This is a genomic window from Novosphingobium silvae (assembly GCF_009856825.1).
GTDB lineage: Bacteria > Pseudomonadota > Alphaproteobacteria > Sphingomonadales > Sphingomonadaceae > Novosphingobium > Novosphingobium silvae.
Map to the genome: position 1 here is coordinate 236,537 of NZ_WVTD01000003.1, position 19,585 is coordinate 256,121.

Below are 19,585 nucleotides of genomic sequence, written 5' to 3' on the forward strand. Positions count from 1 at the left end.
GGCTCACCTAGCACGGCCGATGTCGCGCTCCAACAGCAGTTCGAACAGGATTCCGCCAATCTCGCCGTCGATCTCGCCATCGATGATGGCCGGGCGCCAGCGTCGCTGAAAGGCCGCCACCGCCGCCCGGCCATCGGTGATGTCGTACCCGAAGCGCTCGAGCGCGAGGTAGAAGGCACCCGGGTTGTCGTAGAACAGGTTCATCTTCGCGCGCGGGATCTCGAGCGCAAGGCCGAGCTGACCAAGGCGCGCCCAGTCGAACAGTTCGCCCGGGTCCTCCTTGCGGGCCGGCGCGATATCCGAATGGCCGACCACGTTGGCGCGAGGGATGTCGTGTCGCTCGAGAATGTCGGCAAGCAGGGGAAGCAGCGCATCCATCTGCGCTTCGGGGAACGGGCGGTAGCCGAATTCGTGGCCGGGATTGACCAGTTCGATCCCGACGCTGGCCGAATTCACGTCCGTGACCCCGCGCCAATAGGAGTGACCGGCGTGCCACGCGCGCTTCCCCTCGGGCACGAGCGAGGTGACCACGCCCTCCTCGTCGATCATGTAGTGCGCCGAGACTTCAGCCTCGGGATCACACATGCGAGAGAGCGCGTCATCGGCGCTCTTCATCCCGGTATAGTGCAGCACGACCATTGTGATCGGCAGCTTGCGCTCGTTCCAGTTGGGCGAGGACACCCGGCGGTTGACGAGCCAGCGGTTCATGCCTCCAGCCTCCGGTCGATCATCCGGTGCGTCAGACGCCGGGGAGCATCGCGCCGAGCACCAGCGCGTCTTCGGCAAGTACGTATTGCAACTGCCCCCCAACCGCCTTGGCAAGCTGATCCAGCATGGCGGCGGGCGCGGTCCTGCTCGAGAGATCGCCCGGCGGCAAGGTTCCCTCCAGAGCCCGCCCGACGTCGCGGTCGAACGCGATGCGCGCCCCGGCCGAACGGACCACAAGCTCGCTGTGCTCGTCCCGGTATTCGGCAGCGATGTCGATCGTGCCGCCGCGAGGCAGCGCCTCGATGCCGATCAGGGCGAAGTTCAGCAGCGTCTTGATCGCGGGCTTTGGAAGCGAATCGCTGGGAAGCGCCCAGTTCACCGTGACACGCGCGTTGTTGGCGACGAGAGCATCGACCAGAGCCTTGGCCTCGCTCACCGGCACCATTTCCCCGAACCCTCCGGCGGCACCGAACGCAAGGCGGAAGAACTTGAGCTTGTCCGCCGAAATTCGCGCGCTCTGCTCCAGCAGTTCGAAGCACCGGGCCCGCATTTCAGGGTCCTTCTCGTCGGCCAGCAGTTCCAGACCATTGGACAGCGCGCCCACCGGGCTCAACATGTCGTGGCAAAGGCGTGAACACAGGAGGCTGGCAAGTTCGATCGAACTCGTGGTCGTCATGGAATCAAGCACTTTCAGTCTTCTGTTCTCACCGAGCCTGCATCGCGCGGGCGCGCCGTCAGTCGACGACGCGGAACGTCAATGGCGCAAATCCATTCCCGCTATCTCGCCAGAAAGCAACCTCGCTGTCGGCGATGATCGCCCAGATGCGCGAATCCCCGGTGGAATGTTCCCTGTCCGTGGCGGACGGTACGGACGAGCCCGTGGGATGGGAGTGGTAGTAGCCAAGCACGGCGGGGCCACCTGCCCTCGCCTCCCGGTGTGCCGTCAGCAGGCCTTGCGGGTCTATCTCGAACTGCAGGCGGGGGTTTGCGGCGACATTCAGCACCGGGCGTGCCGTATCGAGCACGGCTCCCCGGCCGAGCAGGAGTCCGCAGCATTCCTTCGGCGTGGCTTTTGCCGCTTCCTCCACAAGCGTCGCCAGAACAGCCCTTGTCACCTCGATATCCATCCCCAAATCCTACTGGCAATGGGGGTCAAGGCAATCAATACCGGTGGCATCATCGAAGGGCTCGTGGGGGAGCCGGGCGGACGGCTGGACAAGGCGCTCGCCGACGCCAGCGGGCTGTCGCGCGAAAGAATCAAGGCGCTGCTGGGCGAAGGACGGGTTCGTCTCTCCGGAACGGCGGTCGCCCAGGCCTCGCTCAAGGTCGTCGCAGGCACGCCTTTCGCCATCGACGTACCGGAAGCTGCGGCTGCCGAAGCCGTCGCGCAGGAGATCCCGCTTTCGGTGGTTTTCGAAGACGAGCATCTGATCGTGGTCGACAAGCCTGCCGGCCTCGTCGTCCACCCCGCCGCAGGCAATCCGGACGGAACGCTCGTCAATGCCCTGCTTCACCACTGCCGGGGCCAGCTATCCGGGATCGGGGGAGTGGCCCGTCCCGGCATCGTGCACCGCATCGACAAGGACACGTCCGGGCTGCTGGTCGTCGCCAAGAGCGACCAGGCGCACGAAGGCCTCGCCGTCCAGTTCGCCGATCATTCTATCGTGCGTGCCTATCTTGCGGTCGTTGGGGGAAGGCCCGTGCCCGCCGCGCGGACAGTCACCGGTTCCATCGCGCGCTCGCCCCACGATCGCAAGAAAATGGCTCTGGTCGAGGACGGCAGGGGCAAGCACGCAGTCACCCACTTTCGGACCCTTGAGCCGCTGAAGGGCGCAACCCTTGTGGAGTGCCGGCTCGAGACGGGCCGCACCCATCAGGTACGCGTTCACATGGCGTCAATAGGCCATGCGCTATTAGGGGACCCTGTCTATGGACGAACGCCCTCATCCCTTCGCGCGACTCTCAACGAACTGCGATTCTCGCGCCAGGCGCTTCACGCTGCGGAACTCGGCTTCGTCCATCCCGTTACAGGGAAAAGCGTCCATTTCGCGAGCAGCCTGCCCGATGACATGCGGACACTGATCGATGAACTGCGACACTGAAATCGCTTTTGTGTGCTATGATGTGGAGGTGGGCACAAGTTAAGACGCCTTCAAGGGTCTTAGACCGTGCACCGACCTAGAAAGGACGGAAAAACCGTGAGCAACAATCGAAATTTGCCGAGTGTCCCCGCTTTGGGTGGTGAGCAGAGCCTCAACCGCTACCTGTCGGAGATCCGCAAGTTCCCGGTGCTCGCTCCCGAGCAGGAATACATGCTCGCCAAGCGTTACTCCGAACATGAGGATCCCGCAGCAGCCGCGCAGCTGGTGACCAGCCACCTGCGCCTCGTCGCGAAGATCGCCATGGGCTACCGCGGCTATGGCCTGCCGGTGTCCGAGCTGATCTCCGAAGGCAACATCGGCCTCATGCAGGGCGTCAAGAAGTTCGAACCCGAAAGGGGCTTCCGCCTCGCCACTTACGCCATGTGGTGGATCAAGGCCTCGATCCAGGAATACATCCTGCGCTCGTGGAGCCTGGTGAAGATGGGCACGACCGCTGCGCAGAAGAAGCTGTTCTTCAACCTGCGCCGCATGAAGAAGAACCTCGACGCCTACGAGGACACCGACCTGCATCCCGACGACGTCGCCAAGATCGCGACGACGCTGGGAGTCTCGGAAACCGAAGTCGTCAACATGAACCGCCGCATGATGATGGGCGGCGATGCCTCGCTCAACGTCTCGCTCCGGGACGAAGGCGAAGGCCAGTGGATGGACGTCCTCGCCGACGACCGCCCGCTGCAGGACGAAACGGTCGCCGACGCGGAAGAGGCCAGCGTGCGCCACGACATGCTTGTCGAGGCCATGGGTGCTCTCAACGAGCGCGAGCGTGACATCCTGAAGGAGCGCCGCCTGACCGACGATCCCAAGACCTTGGAGGAGTTGAGCCAGGTGTACTCGGTCAGCCGCGAACGCGTTCGCCAGATCGAGGTTCGTGCTTTCGAAAAGCTGCAGAAGGCGATGAACCGCATCGCTTCCGACAAGCGGCTGCTTCCCGCAGGTTGACACGCCAACATCATGAAGATCGGGCCGGGCCATCCGCAAGGGTGGTCCGGCTTTTTCATGTCCCCGTCACCTCCTGTCGGGGATGAAGGCGAATCTTACGTACCCAGGTCGTCGCCAGCAGGGCAAGCCCCGAGAAGGTCCAGAACACGCCCGTATAACTGCCGAACAGATCGAAGATGAGGCCAAAGATCGGGGGAGTCGCCAGCATGGCCAGCAGAATCGTGCCCGAGAGCAGTCCCATCGCCCGCCCCACCGCCCGTTGCCCGAACACGCGTGGAGCAAGGTAGCTTTCCGCCGGAACCATGAGCCCGCCGAACAGGCCGGTCAGCGCGATGCCGATGGCGATCACCCAGTACCCTCCCGCCGCTTGCGTCATGCACGCCATTCCTGCCGAAAAGCCCGCCAGCGAGACATACATGAGGGTGCGCGCGCCGAGCCGGTCGGACAGGACGGCGAAGTTCAGCTTCGCGATGAAGCCGCAGGCCGCGTAGACCGAGATCAGCGCGGCCGCGTCGCTTGCGGCTATCCCGGTATCTATCGCGAGGGGGGCAAGGTTGGTGATCGTACCCTTCAGCCCGGCAGTGACGATACTCACAGTCACCGCAAGGATCCAGAACGTCGGATCGCTCAACACTTCGCGAGCCGAGATGGGAGCCCTGGCCAGTTCCTGGCGGGTCTGTAGCGGCGGTTCCGAGGCTCCGTCAGGGTTCAGACCGCGATCGGCGGGACGGTCGACAACCAGCATTGCCACGGGCACTGTCCACGCCAGGAGCACCAGGCTGAGCAGTTGCAGTGCTGCGCGCCAGTCGTTGGCGTCGAGAAATGCCTGGATGATGAGCGGAAAGCAAAAACCCCCTGCAGATATCCCGGCAATGGCAATGCCGACAGCTCTCCCCCGCTTCTGCGCGAACCAGCGGGAAAGCAGAACGGTGACCGCAACGGGACCTATCAGCACATTGGCCGGCGCTATCAACACGCCGAATACGATGAGCACCTGCGTGAACGAGGTCGTCAGCGAAATCGCCGCATAGCCCGCCGCCAGGCAGAGCCCGCCAGCCAGCATCAGCCGCCGCAGGGGAAGTCGGTCCATCAACGTCCCGAGCAGAGGCGCCAGCACCGCGCTCGTGCCGGAAAGCACCGTCATAGCCAGCATCAGCACCGTTCGGCTCGGCCGGAACTCCCGTGCCAGAGGGACTGCCACAATCGAATAGGTGGACGCCACCATGCCGGTCGCCGCCAGCAGCATGAATCCGACGCCGACCTGCCTCCACCCCGCCGCGAACGATGATGCCATGCATCCCTCCCCCATTTCGCTTCAGGCCAAGTATCGACCATAGTGTCGCTCATGCAAACGAGAGGTCGCAGTAGCGAACGCATTCATCGGCGGGGCGGCACGACAGAGCCGCTGGCGCAGGGCCCGCAACCTGGATTAAAGAGGCTCAAACATCCTCTCCAAGGTTTCGTCCGTTCAATGCGTCTCATCGCCAAGCTCATTCTTTGGTTCGTCGCGATCAGTGTCGCCCTGACCGTGCTCTACCGCTTCGTGCCGCCACCCGTCACGGTGACGATGCTGGTGGACGGCAACGGCATCACCAAGGACTGGACGCCGCTCAGCAATATCGACCGCAACATGGTCGCCGCCGTCATCGCGGCGGAGGACGGCAAGTTCTGCAGCCACAACGGTTTCGACACCGCCGCGATCGAGCAGGCGATGGAGCGCAATGCCCGGGGAGGACGCCTGCGGGGCGGCTCCACCGTCAGCCAGCAGACCGCCAAGAACGTCTTCCTCTGGCAGGGCGAAGGCTGGACCCGTTACTTGCGCAAGGGTCTGGAGGTCTGGTTCACCTTCCTGATCGAGAACCTGTGGGACAAGCGGCGCATCATGGAAGTCTACCTGAATGTCGCCGAGACGGGCATCGGCACCTATGGGGTCGAAGCAGGGGCGCAGCGCTACTGGGGCAAGTCCGCCGTGCGCCTGACACCTGCCGAGGCGGGCCGCATGGCCGCCGCCCTGCCCAGCCCCAAGACCCGCTCCGTCAAGAACCCGACCGGCTTTACCCGCCGCTACGGCAACACCATCGCCGCGCGCATCGGAACCGTGAAGCGCGAAGGCTACGACGCATGTGTCTACGAATGATGTAAGTCGGCGATCCTCGAGGACCGCCCCTGCGGCGAGCGATGATTAGTTGAGCAAACTCATGCGCAAGGGACCATCCTTGCAGGCCCTGAGGTTGAGCGGCACGGCGACGTGAAGGTACCCGCGCGAAAGTAGCATCGCCGTTCTGCGTAGGCAACGCGTCCTCGACCGCTTCCGGCCAGCGCTCAACGCCTCTTTCAGGGCGCGCTATCGCGAGCGCGCGGCACCGCCATTCTCCCCGGCACTCGATGCGTTCAACGGCAGAGGCATTGATGCTGGCCGTGCCGCCGGAGAGGCTTTTGCGCACTCCGAAGGACTCGCCGACCCCTGCGGGAGCGGTTTTTCTGCCAACCTGACAGGAGCCGTTCCACACCTTTATGGCGCTCTGAGCCTTTCGGCTACACCGCTCCCTGCCCGGGCAGCCACGTTCCGTTGCTCGTCCGCGACTTGCCTCCACACGGCTCTGGTACGCCATGTTCGACGAAAGACGGGGCCAATAATACCTGCCGCTGCCTGGATGAAAAGCTAGAGGCACAAACAATAAAGGGGAGGAACCCTGCGGTTCCTCCCCTTCTTGTCACGGTAAGCGGATCGCTTTGGCGATCAGAAGCCCATGATAAGGGTTGCGCTGATGGCACGCGGCGAACCGAAGTTCACGAAGTCGCCGCTGCCCGGCGAAGCGAGCGAGCCGCTGAACGAGCCGACGTAGAACTCGTCGAACAGGTTGCTGACGTTCAGCTGGATCTCGCTCTTGTCGAGGCCAAGGCTTTCCAGCTTGTAGCTCACGTTCAGGTCGACGACGGTGTAGCTACCAAACTTCAGCGAGTTGATGTCGTTCAGGTAGCGATTGCCGGTGTACTTCGCCTGGGCGCCCGCCGAGAAGTCGCCGAGGTCCAGTTCCGCACGGCCACCAATCAGCCAGTTCGGAGCCGAACGCTCACGCTTGCCGCTGGTGCGCAGGTACGACGTACCATCGCTTACGTAGCACAGGTTCTGGGCAAGGAACGCTGCGGAGCAGCTGCCCACCAACGCGTCGTTCTGGATGTCCGAGTTGATGTACGAGGCGAAAGCGTAGAGCGAGAACTGCTCGACCGGACGCACGCCGACGCTTGCATCAACGCCGTACTTCTTGACGGCACCGAGGTTGGTATCGGTCGAGTTGCCGTCGATGTCGGTGGCGGTCACGATGCGGTTCTTGTACTTCGAGTACCAGCCGGTGATCGAGGCCTGAACGATCGGGCTCTGGTAACGCAGGCTGAGGTCGAAGCTATCCGAGGTTTCCGCCACACGGCGCGCGAGCGAGTCGTCGGCCGCGTAGAAGAACGTGCCGTAAAGCGCATCGGTGCTCGGCACGGAGATGTTCTTGGCATAGCTGCCCGCCAGGCTGATTTCCGGCGTCAGGTTGAACACGGCCCCGACGTTCGGCAGAACCTTGTCGTACTTGACCGTGCGTTCCATGGGTCCACGTGCACCCGGGTTAGCGGCGAGGAAGTCGTCCACGAGGCTGGCGCCGACGCAGTTCACGTTACCGCTTGCGCTGGTCGTGATGCAGTTCTGGTTGAGTTCACGCTTGAAGAAGGGAGCGCGAACGCCAAGCAGCACGGTCAGCGCATCGTCGAAGAAGCGGCCACGGTATTCACCGGAGATCTGGTGAAGGGTGGCGTAGGAGAGACGATCACGCTTGTCGATGCGGTTGCCGTATTCGTCCAGGATCGGATCGTTGATCGGGAACACGTCGTACGGCTCGCCATTGCGCTTCAGGAACCCGCCGGGGCCGGTCTGACGGTGACGGGCGCGGTCGAAGCTGTACGAAAGGCGGACGCTGTTCGTGTCGTCGATCTCGTACGCGAGGTTGGCGATCGCCACCCAACGCTTGGTCTGCGTCTGGCTTGGCGACAGGATACGGACGGAATCGCCCGAACCGCTGACACCGTCTCCGTTGAGATCGACGTCGCCGTAGAAGTAGTAAGCAGCACTCGACGAGCTGATCTCGGGACGGCTTTGGAAGAACACGCCGGTGTAACCACCGTTGCTGTAGCCTTCGATGCCGATCGACGTGCCGCCGCCATTGGCCTTGGTGTACTGATAGGCACCGTCCACCGAGAAGGTGAGCTTCTCGGTAAGGTGGAACAGCGAGTTCAGGCGCAGGTTGCCCGTGTTCGACGGGTTGTACCGACGCTCGAACTGCGAACCGCAGCTATTGGGCGTCGGGCCGGTGCTGGTGGTGCAGGGAACGCCGCCAGCGACGTCGTAGAAGCGGATGTCCTTGTCCAGCGTGAACGACTGCGCGTTCAGCGGCGAACCACCGAAGTTGTTGCGGTTGACGTTGTAGTGACCGGCCAGCGAGACGAAGTCGCCTTCAGCACCGATCGGCTGGTAAATCTTGCCGTTGAACTGCTTCTTCTCGACCTTGCCGTAGTTGGCGAAGGTGGCGCCGTTGCGAGCATAGGCGCCCGAGAACCAGGCGCGCGTACCGCTGGAGTTCAGGTTGCCGGTTTCCACCTTGGCGAAGAAGCGCTGGAACGAACGGTCTTCACCGCCCGAACCTTCGGCTGCGATGTCGCCGTAGGACATGCTCGTGATCACGCCAAACTCTTCCGAAGGGACGAGCGTGCGGATGTTGACCGTGCCGCCGACTGCTGCGGGGGTCGGGCTGTCGACGTCCGTCGAGCCGAGGTTGACGTTGATCGAATCGACGACTTCGGGATCAATCTGCTGATTGGTGTAGACCGCGTAGTTCCCCGAATCGTTCAGCGGGATGCCGTCGATGGTCTGCGAGATACGATCCGAAGCGAAGCCGCGGATGGTGAACGAACCGCCCGACGAACCCCAGGGGTCGTTGTTGGTGAAGCTGACACCCGGAACCAGGTTGATGATCTCGTTCACCGACTGGCCAGCGCGCTGGGCAGCGATGATCTCGCGGCCGATCTCGACCTTCGCCTTGGGAGAATCGGGAATACGGACACCCGCGACGCCACGGTCGAGGTTACCGGTGACTATGATGGCGTCACCTTCGAAGTCGGCCGAGCCGGTGGACTGGGCGAAGGCAGGAACCGCGAGGAACGCGGCACCGACGGCCAGCGTGCTGGTCGCCGTGGTGAGAAGGGAGTGAAGTTTCATCAAAAGCCCCTGAGCTTGTCGGACTGGAATTTCACAAATGCGACGAGGTGATCGCGCCGCACGTTTGCTGCGGCTGCTAAGAGCAGCGCCATATGACAACTTTCTGACACTTGGGACTCATTTGGTTCCCGAGCGACGAAATTTTGTGACAGATCGGTCACATCTTAGCATTCTTCGGGTATTTTCAATTTATTTTTCAGGTACTTACGAATAATGCAGACAAGTGCACTGCGGTATAATTGCCACGGTAGCTGAAAACCGCTGATCACCGCCTTGTGTGCAGCTGCGAGCAGAATGGCGACATCTGCGGTGGCGGGTGATGATACGTCATAGCTTGCGGTGCGCCCCGCCGCCGTGGCAATTCGCGCCAATGGGTGCAGGACATCATCATCATCATCACGGGCATCATCACGGGCATGGGCATCATCACGGTCATGCCCACCACCCGACGCCGACTGCGGAGAATGTCGGAAGGGCGTTTGCCATCGCGGTTACGCTCAATTTGGGGTTCGTGGTGACGGAGGTGATCGCGGGCCTGCTGAGCGGCTCGATGGCGCTGTTGGCAGATGCGGGGCACAATCTGTCGGACGTGCTGTCGCTGCTGCTTGCCTGGGCGGCGAGCGTCCTGTCGGCCCGCCCGCCTTCGGAGCGCTTCACCTACGGTCTCAAGAGTTCGTCCATCCTCGCCGCGATCGCCAACGCGGCGCTGCTTTGGGTGGCAATCGGAGCTATCCTCGTCGAGACGATCCGGCGCATGGCCGAGCCTGCACCGGTAGGCGGCACGGTCATGATGGTAGTCGCAGGCATCGGCATCGCGGTGAACGCGCTATCCGCCCTGCTCTTCGCGAAGGGGGCCCGGTCCGACCTCAATCTTCGCGCGGCGTTCACCCACCTGATGGCCGACGCACTGGTTTCGGTAGGCGTCGTGGTCGCGGGCGTGATCATCACGTGGACCGGATGGGCGCTGGTCGATCCACTCACCTCGCTTGTCATCACGGCCGTGATCGCATGGTCTAGCTGGGGCCTGATGCGCGATTCGCTGTGCATGGGCATGCTGGGGGTGCCCGAGGGCATTAACGGCGCCGAAGTGCGGACCTTCCTGGAGCAGCAGCCCGGCGCGTCGCGCGTCCACGACCTGCATATCTGGCCGATGAGTACGACTGAAACCGCTTTGACTGCACACCTTGTCATGCCCGGCGGGCTTCCGGGCGATATATTCCTGCGCACTCTCGCCCATGATCTGGAGCACGCATTCGGCATCGGCCACCCCACGATCCAGGTGGAGACCGGAGAGCACGCACCCTGCGCGCTGGAGAGCGAGCGGGTGGTCTGACGCCGGCGATCAGGCGCCCACGAACTTGTGGCGCGCGCCTAGGAAATCCTGCGGCTCGATCGCGAAGCCAAGCGAAATGCATGCTTCCTGCGTCAGTCCCAGGTTCAGCCTGCCGCAGAAGTGCGAACGCGCCTTGTCCTCGTCGGCGATCTTCCAGACCAGCGCGTAGATGCCGTTCTGCTCGCTGCGAGGAAAGAGACAGCCACACGCGCCATCGCTGTTCGCGCCCCGATCATCTGCACGTCGCTGCTGTGACCCAGAGTGTCGCGCGCATCCGGCGCTGCCAAGCAAGGTCGACGATATCATACCTGCGGCGCCCTCGGCTCGCTTCTCACATGCGAAGAGGCCGCCCACCTTGCGGTGAGCGGCCTCTATCGCCCGATAGGGTCGCCGCCGTCAGGCCGCTTCTTCGGCCTTGTCGCCCTTGAGGACGCGGACGGGTTCCTTGCGGCCATCCACCACGTCCTTATCGACCACGACTTCAGCGATGTCGCGCTCGGTCGGAAGGTCGAACATGGTGTCGAGCAGAAGCCCTTCCACGATCGAGCGCAGGCCACGCGCGCCGGTCTTGCGATCGATCGCCTTCTGGGCGATCGCCTCCAGCGCTTCGTCCGTGAAGGTCAGCTCAACGTCTTCCAGCTCGAACAGCCGGGCATACTGCTTGATCAGCGCGTTCTTCGGCTCCTTGAGGATCTTGACCAGCGCCTCGATGTCGAGGTCGTTGAGCGTCGCGATCACCGGCAGGCGGCCGACGAACTCAGGGATCAGGCCGAACTTGAGCAGGTCCTCGGGCTCGGCTTTCTGGAGCAGTTCGCCCACGCGGCGCTTGTCCGGATCGGCGACATGCGCGCCGAAACCGATGGAGCGCTTCTGCAGACGGTCGGCGATGATCTTCTCAAGACCGGCAAAGGCGCCGCCGCAGATGAACAGGATATTCGTCGTGTCCACCTGCAAGAATTCCTGCTGCGGATGCTTGCGGCCACCCTGCGGCGGAACCGAAGCGGTGGTGCCTTCCATCAGCTTGAGCAGCGCCTGCTGCACGCCCTCGCCGCTGACATCGCGGGTGATCGACGGGTTTTCTGCCTTGCGGCTGATCTTGTCGATCTCGTCGATGTAGACGATGCCCTGCTGCGCCTTCTCGACGTTGTAGTCGGAAGCCTGCAACAGCTTGAGGATGATGTTCTCCACGTCCTCGCCCACGTAGCCTGCTTCGGTCAGCGTGGTGGCATCGGCCATGGTGAAAGGCACGTCGAAGGTCTTGGCGAGCGTCTGCGCAAGCAGCGTCTTGCCCGAACCGGTCGGCCCGACGAGCAGGATGTTCGACTTCGAAAGCTCGACGTCGCCCTGCTTGCCGCTGTGCTTGAGGCGCTTGTAGTGGTTGTGGACAGCCACCGACAGGACGCGCTTGGCCCGTTCCTGCCCGATCACGTAGTCGTTCAGCGTCTCGCAGATTTCACGGGGAGAGACGACTTCGCCGTCCTTGCGCCCCGCGATGCCGGCCTTCGTCTCCTCGCGAATGATGTCGTTGCAAAGCTCGACGCATTCGTCGCAGATGAAGACCGTTGGTCCCGCGATCAGCTTGCGTACTTCGTGCTGCGACTTGCCGCAGAAGCTGCAGTAGAGGGTGCTTTTCGCGTCAGATCCGCTCAATTTCGTCATTTTCCGTCTTTAGCCTCCAAACGAGGCGACTCGTCCACTCTACCCCGTGGTGGACCGGTTTTGCAATCCTACGGCCAATTCCTTGCCATAGGCTGAAAGCTCCGGTCCCGATTCCACGAGGCGGGCGCCCTGCCGTCAGGCGGCCGGCTTGTCGCCTTCCGGCCGCGTCTCGAAGACCTTGTCGACGAGGCCGAACGCCAGTGCTTCCTCGGCTTCGAGGAAGGTGTCGCGGTCCATCGCCTTCTCGATATCGTCGAGCGATTTGCCGGTGTACTTCACGTAGAGATCGTTCAGGCGGCGGCGCATGCGCAGGATTTCGCGCGCCTGGATCTCGATGTCGCTGGCCATGCCCTGCGCACCGCCGGAAGGCTGGTGCACCATGATGCGCGCATTCGGCAGAGCGATGCGCATGCCCGGCTCGCCGGCGGCAAGCAGGAAGCTGCCCATCGAGGCCGCCTGGCCGATGCACACCGTCGACACGCGCGGCTTGATGTACTGCATCGTGTCGTGGATCGCCATGCCGGCCGTCACCACGCCGCCGGGCGAGTTGATGTACATCGAGATGTCCTTCGAGGGATTTTCCGACTCGAGGAACAGAAGCTGGGCGACGATCAGCGAGGCCATGTGGTCTTCGACCTGGCCCGTCACGAAGACGATGCGTTCGCGCAGGAGGCGCGAATAGATGTCGAACGAACGCTCGCCGCGGCTGGTCTGCTCGACGACCATCGGCACGAGTGCGCCCGTCACGGGATCGGTGGTGAACTTTCCTTGGGCGTTCGAAGCGCCGAACAGGTCGAGCATGGGAGTCCTCATGTGGTTTGGACCGCCTATGTCGCGTGGCACGCCGCGATGTTCAAGGGCCTTGACCGATCAATCGGGAATGCGCGGGGGAGAAGCCGCAGCGCGCCTGCCTGCCTCGACGAAAACGGCCCGGCGCATCGCTGCGCCGGGCCGCTGTCTGGCCTCTGGCCGAAAGAAGGCGGATCAGGCCTCCTTGTCGGCAGCCTTCTTCTTCGCGGGAGCCTTCTTGGCAGGCTTGGCTTCAGCCTCGGCCTCGGCCTCGCCCTCTACCGCGTCTTCCGAGCTCTTGGCGGCAGCCTTCTTTGCAGGGGCCTTCTTGGCAGGCTCGCGCTCGCCTTCGGCCGCGTCTTCGGAGCTCTTGGCCGCCTTCTTGGCCGCGGCCTTCTTGGGCGCGTCCTCGCCAGCATCGGCCGAAACGTCCTCGGCGGCGTCTTCCGCCTTCTTGGCCTTCTTCGCCGGAGCCTTCTTGGCGGCGGGCTTTTCAGCGTCGGCGCCATCGGTGTCAGCTTCGATAGCGGCCTGCAGTTCCTCGCGGGTCACTTCGCGCTCGGTGACGTCAGCCTTCTCGATGAGGAAGTCGACGACCTTGTCCTCGTAAAGCGGCGCGCGCAGCTGGGCGGCCATCATCGGGTCCTGCTGAACGTACTCGAAGAAGCGCTGGCGATCCTCGGGACGATACTGCTGCGCAGCCTGCGAAACCAGCATCTGCATTTCCTGCGCGGTCACTTCCACACCGTTCGCCTGGCCGATTTCCGACAGGAGGAGGCCAAGGCGCACGCGGCGCTCGGCGATCTTGCGGTAATCGTCCTTCTCGGCCTCGATCTCTTCCAGAGCGGCGGCGGGATCTTCCTCGCCCTGCGCTTCCTGGACGAGCTGCTGCCATATCTGCGAGAACTCGGCCTCGACCATCGTGGGCGGCACTTCGAAGTCATGACCGGCGGCAAGCTGGTCGAGCAGCGAGCGCTTCATGGCGGTGCGGGTCAGGCCGGCAGTTTCCTGCTCCAGCTGGCCACGCAGCAGGCCGGTCAGCTGCTCAAGGCTCTCGAGGCCCAGCTCCTTCGCGAAATCGTCGTCGATCTTCGATTTGGCCGGAGCCTTCACTTCGTGGACGACGATGTCGAACGTCGTCTCCTTGCCGGCGAGGTTCTCGGCCGGGTAGTCCTCGGGGAAAGTCACGGTGATCGTGCGCTCGTCACCGGCCTTGGCGCCGGTCAGCTGCTCTTCGAAGCCGGGGATGAAGCGGCCCGCGCCGATGACGAGGGGCGCCTTCTCGGCCTTGCCACCCTCGAACTCGACGCCGTCGAGCTTGCCGGTGAAGTCGATGATAACCTGGTCGCCGTCAGCGGCCTCGCCTTCCTTGGCCTCGTAGCGCTGCTGCTGGGTGGCGATGCGCTCGACCGCTTCGGTGACGGCATCGTCCGAGACGGGAACGGTCAGCTTCTCGAGCTTGAGGCCATCAAGCGAGGGAGCTTCGATCTTGGGCAGGATCTCGAGGCTGACGGTCAGCTCGGCGTCCTTGCCTTCCTCGTAACCCTCGGCCAGCGAGACGTCGGGGTTCATCGCGGGGCGCAGGGCCTGGTCGGCGACGAGCTTGTCCATCGCCTCGCGGATCGAGGTGTTGAGCGCTTCCTGGTGGATCGCCGGGCCGTGCAGCTTCTTGACGAGGTTCACCGGGACCTTGCCAGCGCGGAAGCCGGGCATCCGCACCTGCGGAGCGATCTTCTTGACCTCGCCCTCGATCTTCGAGGTGATGGCCGCGGCGGGGATGGTGACCGTGTAGGCGCGCTTCAGGCCTTCGTTGGTCGTTTCGACGATCTGCATTTCGATGCCTTCCTGTGCAATCCAAAGGGCCTTGCGGCCGAACTCTAGCGGCTCAATTCCCATGCGCGACGGATTGGTGCGGGCGAAGGGACTCGAACCCCCACATCTTTCGATACTGGTACCTAAAACCAGCGCGTCTACCAATTCCGCCACGCCCGCATGAGAGAAGCCGGAAACTCAAGGGACGGGCCCTTAATGCGCTGCGCGGAAAAGGGCAAGAGAGCGTGAGTCGCGGGGCCCGCGACAGCCCCTTGCGCCAGGCCGTCGCCATGCCCACGTCAGGGATCGGGACGGGGCAACTTCAGGAGCGAGACGACCATGGCCACGCAGCCCCCGTTCGACAATCCGGGCGATACGCCCGCCGAGTTCCCCACCCCCGAAGGTCCGGGTGTCCCCGGCGCTCCCGACGAAAACCCTGCGGAGGGGCCTGACTACGACCAGCCGGACAGCGCGCCGGTGGAACTGCCCCCGCCGGACTGACCGGCGCTTTCCTGTTTGGCACAAGGCGCCCTCCCGGGATGCGTCCCGGGGGGCGCCTTGGATTACCTCCAGCCTGCGAGGCGCGCCAGGGTTGCCAGCATGGAGCCTTGGCGTGGCGGCTTGTCCTCCCGCGCGGCTTCTGCGCCGATGGCACATTCCAGGCAGTAGGCCTGCACGCCCCGCGCTCCCAGCAGGCCGTCGAGACGGGCCACCGCCGACCGGGCCTGGTGCTGCTGGCGAGCAGCGACAAGGCCCATGAAGTCGTACCCCGTCGCCTGTTCCCCGGAACCTGACGACAGACCTTCGACCAGAGTGCTGAAGGTGTCGGGCACATCCTCGATGTAGGCGGCGTGCCATTTGCCGTTGCCCACCTTGCCCAGCTTCGCGGCGTAGGCAAGCGCGGCATCGAGACCGCCCAGTTCATCCACCAGACCATTGTCGCGCGCGTTCGAGCCGGGCCACACGCGGCCCTGCGCTACCGCATCGACCTGTTGCGCCGTCTTGCCCCGGGCCTTGCCGACAATGTCGAGGAACTGGCGGTAGCTGTTCTCCACCGTCCCCTGCAGCATCGCGTCCACTTCCGGAGAGAAGCCGGCGAACAGGTCCGGCTGGCCCGAAAGCGGCGTGGTGCCCACTCCGTCGCTGGTCACGCCGAAGTCCGCCAGCGTCTTCTCGAAGCTGGTGACGACACCGAAGACGCCGATAGAGCCGGTTACCGTCGCAGGCTCGGCGAAGACCCGGGCCGCGGGCGTCGAGACCCAGTAGCCGCCGCTGGCCGCCAGTGGTCCCATCGAGACGACCACGGGGATCTTCGCATCCTTCCACCGCAGGATCGCGCGCCGGATGCGCTCGGATGCCATCACCGATCCGCCCGGGGAATCGATGCGTACGACCAGCGCCTTGTACTTGTCCTTGTCGAGCGCCTCGTCGAGCAGGCCCGCGATGCGATCGCCGCCTGCGGTGCCCGGCCCCGCATCGCCATCGACGATCTCGCCCGCGATGGTGACCACGCCGATCGCCGCACCTTCAGCGCTCGTCGGATTGGCGGCAAGCCAGGTCGCCAGAGTGGTGTGGGCAAAGGGCGGCGCGTCCGGGTCGCCCGGGCGGGCCTGCAGGGATTCGCCGGTGATCTGGGTGACCTGCTTGTCGAACTCGCTCCTGTCGCCGATCCGGTCGGCAAGGCCCGCCGCCTTGGTCGCCTGCGCAAGGTTGCCCCCGGATGCCCTCAGCCAGGCCACAGGATCGCTCGTCATGCGGTCGAGCTGCGCTCCGGGCCGCGCCTTGGCGATCTCGGCGCGGTAGGCGTTCCACTGCGCATCCAGCACCAGCTTCAGGTCCTCGCGCGCTTCGGGAGAGAAGTCCGCGCGCATGTACGGCTCCACCGCGCTCTTGTAGGTGCCCACGCGGTAGACATGCGCGTTGACCTTGAAGCGGTCGAACAGCCCCTTGTAGAACTGGTAGTTGCCGCCCGGCCCGGTAACGAGCGCGCCGCCCATGGGATCGACCCAGGCCTCGCTCGCATGGGCGGCCAGCTGCGCTCCATCGTCGGTATAGGCATAGGCGAAGGTCAGCACCGGCTTGCCGGCCTTGCGCACCTCGTCGATCGCCTTGCCGATCCCGCTGAGGTGGACATAGCGCCCGCCAAGGAAGCGGGAGAGATCGAGGACGACGGCCTTGATCCGCGTGTCGCCCGCCGCAAGGCGAAGCGCGCGCTCCAGGTCGCGGGCCTGGAACTCGTGCACGGAGGCGCCCTGGTCCATCAACACCGAGAACGGATCGGTCCGGCTCCTTTCCTCCACCACGGTCCCGTCGAGGTCCAGCAGCAGCGCACCGTCCTCCACCCGGCCGGGTGCGGGGCGGGCAGAGAGCGCGGCATAGACCAGGCCGAAGAACATCAGCAGGAATACGAGCGCCAGCGCATCCTTCACGCCCACCAACAGCTTCCAGACCTTGCGCGCGAATCTCATGAAGTTACCTGCCTTTCGCCTGCGGTCTTAACGGCACCGGAGGCGAATGGGAAAGAGGCGGCCGGGCGGCAGGTTCCACACACCAAGGGAGAGGATGGATGCGCCGCGCGCGCCCTCCCGGCTCTTCTGCCGGCGATGCCCGATGCGGCAACGGGGGATCGTGCCAGCTGCCCCCTTGAGCACCGCCCCTCCCGCGCTTATGGCGTGGTCTTTGATGACACCTCCAGAATATACCTATCCGGAAGGCGCGCTCGCTTTCCCGCACCGCGGCCTCGTGGGCATCGCGGGCCTTGCCCCGCACCAGATCTGGTTCCTGCTCGACGAGGCGGAACAGTGGGTCGAGATGAACCGGGGAGCACAGAAGCGCCGCGAGCTGCTTTCCGGCCTCACGATCATCAACGCCTTCTTCGAGAACTCGACCCGCACGCTGCTCAGCTTCGAGATCGCCGGCAAGCGCCTGGGCGCAGACGTGGTGAACATGGCCGTCGCCACCTCGAGCGTGAAGAAGGGCGAGACGCTGATCGACACCGCCATGACGCTCAATTCCATGCGCGCCGACGCCATCGTCATCCGTCATGCGAGTTCGGGCGCGGTGCAGCTTATTGCCGACAAGGTGGACTGCCCGGTCCTCAACGCCGGTGACGGCCAGCACGAACATCCGACGCAGGCCCTGCTCGATGCGCTGACGATCCGCCAGGCCAAGCGCGCGTTCAACGGGCTTCGCGTGACCATCTGCGGCGACATTCTGCACAGCCGGGTCGCGCGCTCCAACATCCTGTGCCTCGCCTCGCTGGGCGCGGAAGTACGCGTCTGCGCCCCGCCCGCGCTGATGCCCGCCGACATCGAGCAGATGGGCGTCAAGGTATTTCACGATTTCGACGCCGCGCTGAAGGGGGCTGACGTCGTCATGATGTTGCGCCTGCAGCTCGAGCGCATGGAAGGCCAGTTCATCCCCTCCCCGCGCGAGTATCGCCACCTCTACGGCCTCACGCTCGAACGGCTCGCGCTTGCCGAGGCGAATGCGCTGGTCATGCACCCGGGGCCGATGAACCGCGGCATCGAGATCGACAGCAACGTCGCCGACCATGTGGAGCGCTCCATGATCACCACCCAGGTCGAGATGGGGGTCGCCATCCGCATGGCCTGCCTCGACGTGCTCACGCGGAAGGGCCGCAAGATGGAGGGCTGGGCATGAGCCGCGCCAACGCACCGCTCACGATCACGGGCGGCCGGCTGCTGCTTCCCGACGGCTCGATCAGGGCCGGCACCATCCGCTGCGAAGGCGGCTTCATCGCGGCGGCAGGCGAGGACGTCGTGCCGCTCGGCGGCGACGACGTCCACGATGCGAAAGGCGGCCTCGTCGCCCCTGGCCTCGTCGATCTTGGCGTCTTCGCGATCGACAAGCCGGCGTTCCACTTCGGCGGCATTACCCGGGCGGGCCTGATGCCGGACCAGAACCCCCCGCTCGACGTGCCCGCGCGAGTGCGCTTCGCGGCGCAGTCAGGCAAGCCGGACTTCTGGGTCCACCCGCTCGCCGCTGCCACGCAGGGGCTGGAGGGCAAGGCGCTGGCCGAGATCGCGATGATGCGCGATGCGGGCGCCCGCGCGGTCTGCACCGGGCGGCGCTGGATCGGCGATTCGGGCACGATGCTGCGGCTGCTGCAGTACACCGGGATGCTGGGCATGGTCGTCATCGCTCATGCAGAGGACGCCGGGATCGTCGGCAACGCCGTCGCCACGGCCGGGGAGATGGCCACGCGGCTCGGCCTGCCGAGCGCTCCGGCGCAGGCCGAAGCCATCGCCATCGCGCGCGACATCGCGCTGGCGGACATGGCGAACGCCGCGATCCATTTCCGCAACGTCACCACCGCCGCCGGGCTCGACCTCGTGCGCGCGGCGAAGGCCCGGGGTGCGAGAGTGACGGCCGGCGTCAGCCCGGCGTACTTCATGCTCTCCAACCTGGCGACCGGGGCGTTCCGCACGTTCACCCATCTCTCGCCCGCCCTGCGGTGCGAGGCCGACCGGCAGGCGGTCATCGCCGCCATCGCGGACGGCACGATCGACATCGTCGCCTCCGGCCATGACCCCCGCGGGCCCGAGGACAAGCGCCTGCCCTTCGCGGATTCGGCGCCCGGCATGGCGGGAGCCGAGACGCTGCTGCCCCTTACTCTCAGCCTCGTGCGCGACGGCGTGATCGATATGGCCCGCGCGTTCGACCTGCTTTCGGCCAATCCCGCGCGCCTGCTCGGCGTGGATGCGGGCCGTGTGGCGCCCGGCGCCGAAGCCGATATCGCGGTGATCGATCCCGATCGACCCTGGATCGTCAATTCGGACAAGATGGCCGCGAGCGCGGGCAACACCCCGTTCGACCGGCAGCCGGTGCAGGGCCGCGTTCTGGCCCTGTTCAAGGGCGGGGTCGCAGTACGCGCGAAGAAGGCGATGGCCTGACGGAGCCCCG

The 19,585-nt window shown here is 64.8% G+C and carries 17 protein-coding genes and 1 tRNA gene; 7 read left to right on the forward strand and 11 right to left on the reverse strand.

What is annotated here, in order from left to right:
- Positions 1–3: 3 nt before the first annotated feature.
- The 3 genes from GR702_RS06120 to GR702_RS06130 are packed head-to-tail and all read right to left on the reverse strand — an operon-like array spanning position 4 to position 1,835.
- Positions 4–708, reverse strand: a complete 705-nt coding sequence (locus tag GR702_RS06120; RefSeq protein WP_160985081.1) for an N-acetylmuramoyl-L-alanine amidase — start codon at positions 706–708, stop codon at positions 4–6.
- A gap of 31 nt (positions 709–739) precedes the next feature.
- Positions 740–1,384 (reverse strand): histidine phosphotransferase family protein, encoded by a 645-nt coding sequence (locus GR702_RS06125; RefSeq protein WP_160985082.1) that lies wholly within the window; start codon positions 1,382–1,384, stop codon positions 740–742.
- Between the two features lie 58 nt (positions 1,385–1,442).
- A complete protein-coding gene (locus tag GR702_RS06130; protein WP_160985083.1) occupies positions 1,443–1,835 on the reverse strand; it encodes a M67 family metallopeptidase in 393 nt (130 codons plus the stop codon).
- A gap of 18 nt (positions 1,836–1,853) precedes the next feature.
- On the opposite strand from GR702_RS06130, the gene GR702_RS06135 reads away from it, so the two are divergent.
- Complete coding sequence (locus GR702_RS06135) at positions 1,854–2,810, forward strand: RluA family pseudouridine synthase (protein ID WP_160985084.1); 957 nt, start codon at positions 1,854–1,856, stop codon at positions 2,808–2,810.
- A gap of 96 nt (positions 2,811–2,906) precedes the next feature.
- Positions 2,907–3,809 carry an RNA polymerase sigma factor RpoH gene (gene rpoH / locus GR702_RS06140; protein ID WP_160985085.1) on the forward strand — a complete coding sequence of 301 codons (903 nt, stop codon included), beginning with the start codon at positions 2,907–2,909 and terminating at the stop codon, positions 3,807–3,809.
- A 55-nt stretch (positions 3,810–3,864) separates the two neighbouring features.
- Here rpoH and GR702_RS06145 read toward each other — a convergent pair whose 3' ends face one another.
- Entirely contained in the window at positions 3,865–5,103 is a 1,239-nt protein-coding gene (locus GR702_RS06145) for an MFS transporter (protein ID WP_160985086.1), read from the reverse strand.
- A 177-nt stretch (positions 5,104–5,280) separates the two neighbouring features.
- Between GR702_RS06145 and mtgA the strand changes: the two genes are divergently transcribed.
- Complete coding sequence (mtgA, locus tag GR702_RS06150) at positions 5,281–5,946, forward strand: monofunctional biosynthetic peptidoglycan transglycosylase (protein WP_160985087.1); 666 nt, start codon at positions 5,281–5,283, stop codon at positions 5,944–5,946.
- Positions 5,947–6,549: 603 nt separating this feature from the next.
- On the opposite strand, the gene GR702_RS06155 is transcribed toward mtgA, so the two are convergent.
- A complete protein-coding gene (locus tag GR702_RS06155; protein ID WP_160985088.1) occupies positions 6,550–9,066 on the reverse strand; it encodes a TonB-dependent receptor in 2,517 nt (838 codons plus the stop codon).
- A gap of 370 nt (positions 9,067–9,436) precedes the next feature.
- Between GR702_RS06155 and GR702_RS06160 the strand changes: the two genes are divergently transcribed.
- A complete protein-coding gene (locus tag GR702_RS06160; protein ID WP_160985089.1) occupies positions 9,437–10,399 on the forward strand; it encodes a cation diffusion facilitator family transporter in 963 nt (320 codons plus the stop codon).
- A gap of 9 nt (positions 10,400–10,408) precedes the next feature.
- Here GR702_RS06160 and GR702_RS06165 read toward each other — a convergent pair whose 3' ends face one another.
- From GR702_RS06165 to GR702_RS06185, 5 genes are all read right to left on the reverse strand, one after another.
- On the reverse strand, positions 10,409–10,705 hold the full coding sequence (locus GR702_RS06165; protein WP_160985090.1) for a hypothetical protein: 297 nt from the start codon (positions 10,703–10,705) through the stop codon (positions 10,409–10,411).
- A 90-nt stretch (positions 10,706–10,795) separates the two neighbouring features.
- On the reverse strand, positions 10,796–12,058 hold the full coding sequence (gene clpX / locus GR702_RS06170) for an ATP-dependent Clp protease ATP-binding subunit ClpX (protein WP_160985091.1): 1,263 nt from the start codon (positions 12,056–12,058) through the stop codon (positions 10,796–10,798).
- A 135-nt stretch (positions 12,059–12,193) separates the two neighbouring features.
- The gene (gene clpP, locus GR702_RS06175; RefSeq protein ID WP_160985177.1) at positions 12,194–12,859 is read right to left on the reverse strand and encodes an ATP-dependent Clp endopeptidase proteolytic subunit ClpP; all 666 of its coding nucleotides are present in this window, start codon (positions 12,857–12,859) and stop codon (positions 12,194–12,196) included.
- Positions 12,860–13,042: 183 nt separating this feature from the next.
- Positions 13,043–14,680: a trigger factor gene (tig, locus tag GR702_RS06180; protein WP_160985092.1), complete on the reverse strand. Its 1,638-nt coding sequence runs from the start codon at positions 14,678–14,680 to the stop codon at positions 13,043–13,045.
- 74 nt (positions 14,681–14,754) lie between these two features.
- Positions 14,755–14,839: transfer RNA gene (locus tag GR702_RS06185), tRNA-Leu, on the reverse strand.
- A 159-nt stretch (positions 14,840–14,998) separates the two neighbouring features.
- Between GR702_RS06185 and GR702_RS22040 the strand changes: the two genes are divergently transcribed.
- Positions 14,999–15,160, forward strand: a complete 162-nt coding sequence (locus GR702_RS22040) for a hypothetical protein (protein ID WP_202408081.1) — start codon at positions 14,999–15,001, stop codon at positions 15,158–15,160.
- 62 nt (positions 15,161–15,222) lie between these two features.
- Here the strand turns inward: GR702_RS22040 and sppA are convergent, their stop codons facing one another.
- On the reverse strand, positions 15,223–17,127 hold the full coding sequence (gene sppA, locus GR702_RS06190) for a signal peptide peptidase SppA (protein ID WP_160985093.1): 1,905 nt from the start codon (positions 17,125–17,127) through the stop codon (positions 15,223–15,225).
- Between the two features lie 214 nt (positions 17,128–17,341).
- On the opposite strand from sppA, the gene GR702_RS06195 reads away from it, so the two are divergent.
- Both GR702_RS06195 and GR702_RS06200 read left to right on the forward strand, forming a co-directional pair.
- Positions 17,342–18,322, forward strand: a complete 981-nt coding sequence (locus GR702_RS06195; RefSeq protein WP_160985094.1) for an aspartate carbamoyltransferase catalytic subunit — start codon at positions 17,342–17,344, stop codon at positions 18,320–18,322.
- Positions 18,319–19,575 carry a dihydroorotase gene (locus GR702_RS06200; RefSeq protein ID WP_160985095.1) on the forward strand — a complete coding sequence of 419 codons (1,257 nt, stop codon included), beginning with the start codon at positions 18,319–18,321 and terminating at the stop codon, positions 19,573–19,575. The genes GR702_RS06195 and GR702_RS06200 overlap by 4 nt, the downstream gene beginning before the upstream one ends.
- The last annotated feature ends 10 nt before the right edge of the window (positions 19,576–19,585 follow it).

What these genes read in the sequence shown, in the direction of transcription:
- GR702_RS06120 (WP_160985081.1), bottom strand. Translation starts at nt 708, where the DNA reads ATGAACCGCTGGCTCGTCAACCGCCGGGTGTCCTCGCCCAACTGGAAC.
- GR702_RS06125 (WP_160985082.1), bottom strand. Translation starts at nt 1,384, where the DNA reads ATGACGACCACGAGTTCGATCGAACTTGCCAGCCTCCTGTGTTCACGC.
- GR702_RS06130 (WP_160985083.1), bottom strand. Translation starts at nt 1,835, where the DNA reads ATGGATATCGAGGTGACAAGGGCTGTTCTGGCGACGCTTGTGGAGGAA.
- GR702_RS06135 (WP_160985084.1), top strand. Translation starts at nt 1,854, where the DNA reads ATGGGGGTCAAGGCAATCAATACCGGTGGCATCATCGAAGGGCTCGTG.
- GR702_RS06145 (WP_160985086.1), bottom strand. Translation starts at nt 5,103, where the DNA reads ATGGCATCATCGTTCGCGGCGGGGTGGAGGCAGGTCGGCGTCGGATTC.
- mtgA (WP_160985087.1), top strand. Translation starts at nt 5,281, where the DNA reads ATGCGTCTCATCGCCAAGCTCATTCTTTGGTTCGTCGCGATCAGTGTC.
- GR702_RS06155 (WP_160985088.1), bottom strand. Translation starts at nt 9,066, where the DNA reads ATGAAACTTCACTCCCTTCTCACCACGGCGACCAGCACGCTGGCCGTC.
- GR702_RS06160 (WP_160985089.1), top strand. Translation starts at nt 9,437, where the DNA reads ATGGGTGCAGGACATCATCATCATCATCACGGGCATCATCACGGGCAT.
- GR702_RS06165 (WP_160985090.1), bottom strand. Translation starts at nt 10,705, where the DNA reads ATGATATCGTCGACCTTGCTTGGCAGCGCCGGATGCGCGCGACACTCT.
- clpX (WP_160985091.1), bottom strand. Translation starts at nt 12,058, where the DNA reads ATGACGAAATTGAGCGGATCTGACGCGAAAAGCACCCTCTACTGCAGC.
- clpP (WP_160985177.1), bottom strand. Translation starts at nt 12,859, where the DNA reads ATGCTCGACCTGTTCGGCGCTTCGAACGCCCAAGGAAAGTTCACCACC.
- tig (WP_160985092.1), bottom strand. Translation starts at nt 14,680, where the DNA reads ATGCAGATCGTCGAAACGACCAACGAAGGCCTGAAGCGCGCCTACACG.
- GR702_RS22040 (WP_202408081.1), top strand. Translation starts at nt 14,999, where the DNA reads ATGGCCACGCAGCCCCCGTTCGACAATCCGGGCGATACGCCCGCCGAG.
- sppA (WP_160985093.1), bottom strand. Translation starts at nt 17,127, where the DNA reads ATGAGATTCGCGCGCAAGGTCTGGAAGCTGTTGGTGGGCGTGAAGGAT.
- GR702_RS06195 (WP_160985094.1), top strand. Translation starts at nt 17,342, where the DNA reads ATGACACCTCCAGAATATACCTATCCGGAAGGCGCGCTCGCTTTCCCG.
- GR702_RS06200 (WP_160985095.1), top strand. Translation starts at nt 18,319, where the DNA reads ATGAGCCGCGCCAACGCACCGCTCACGATCACGGGCGGCCGGCTGCTG.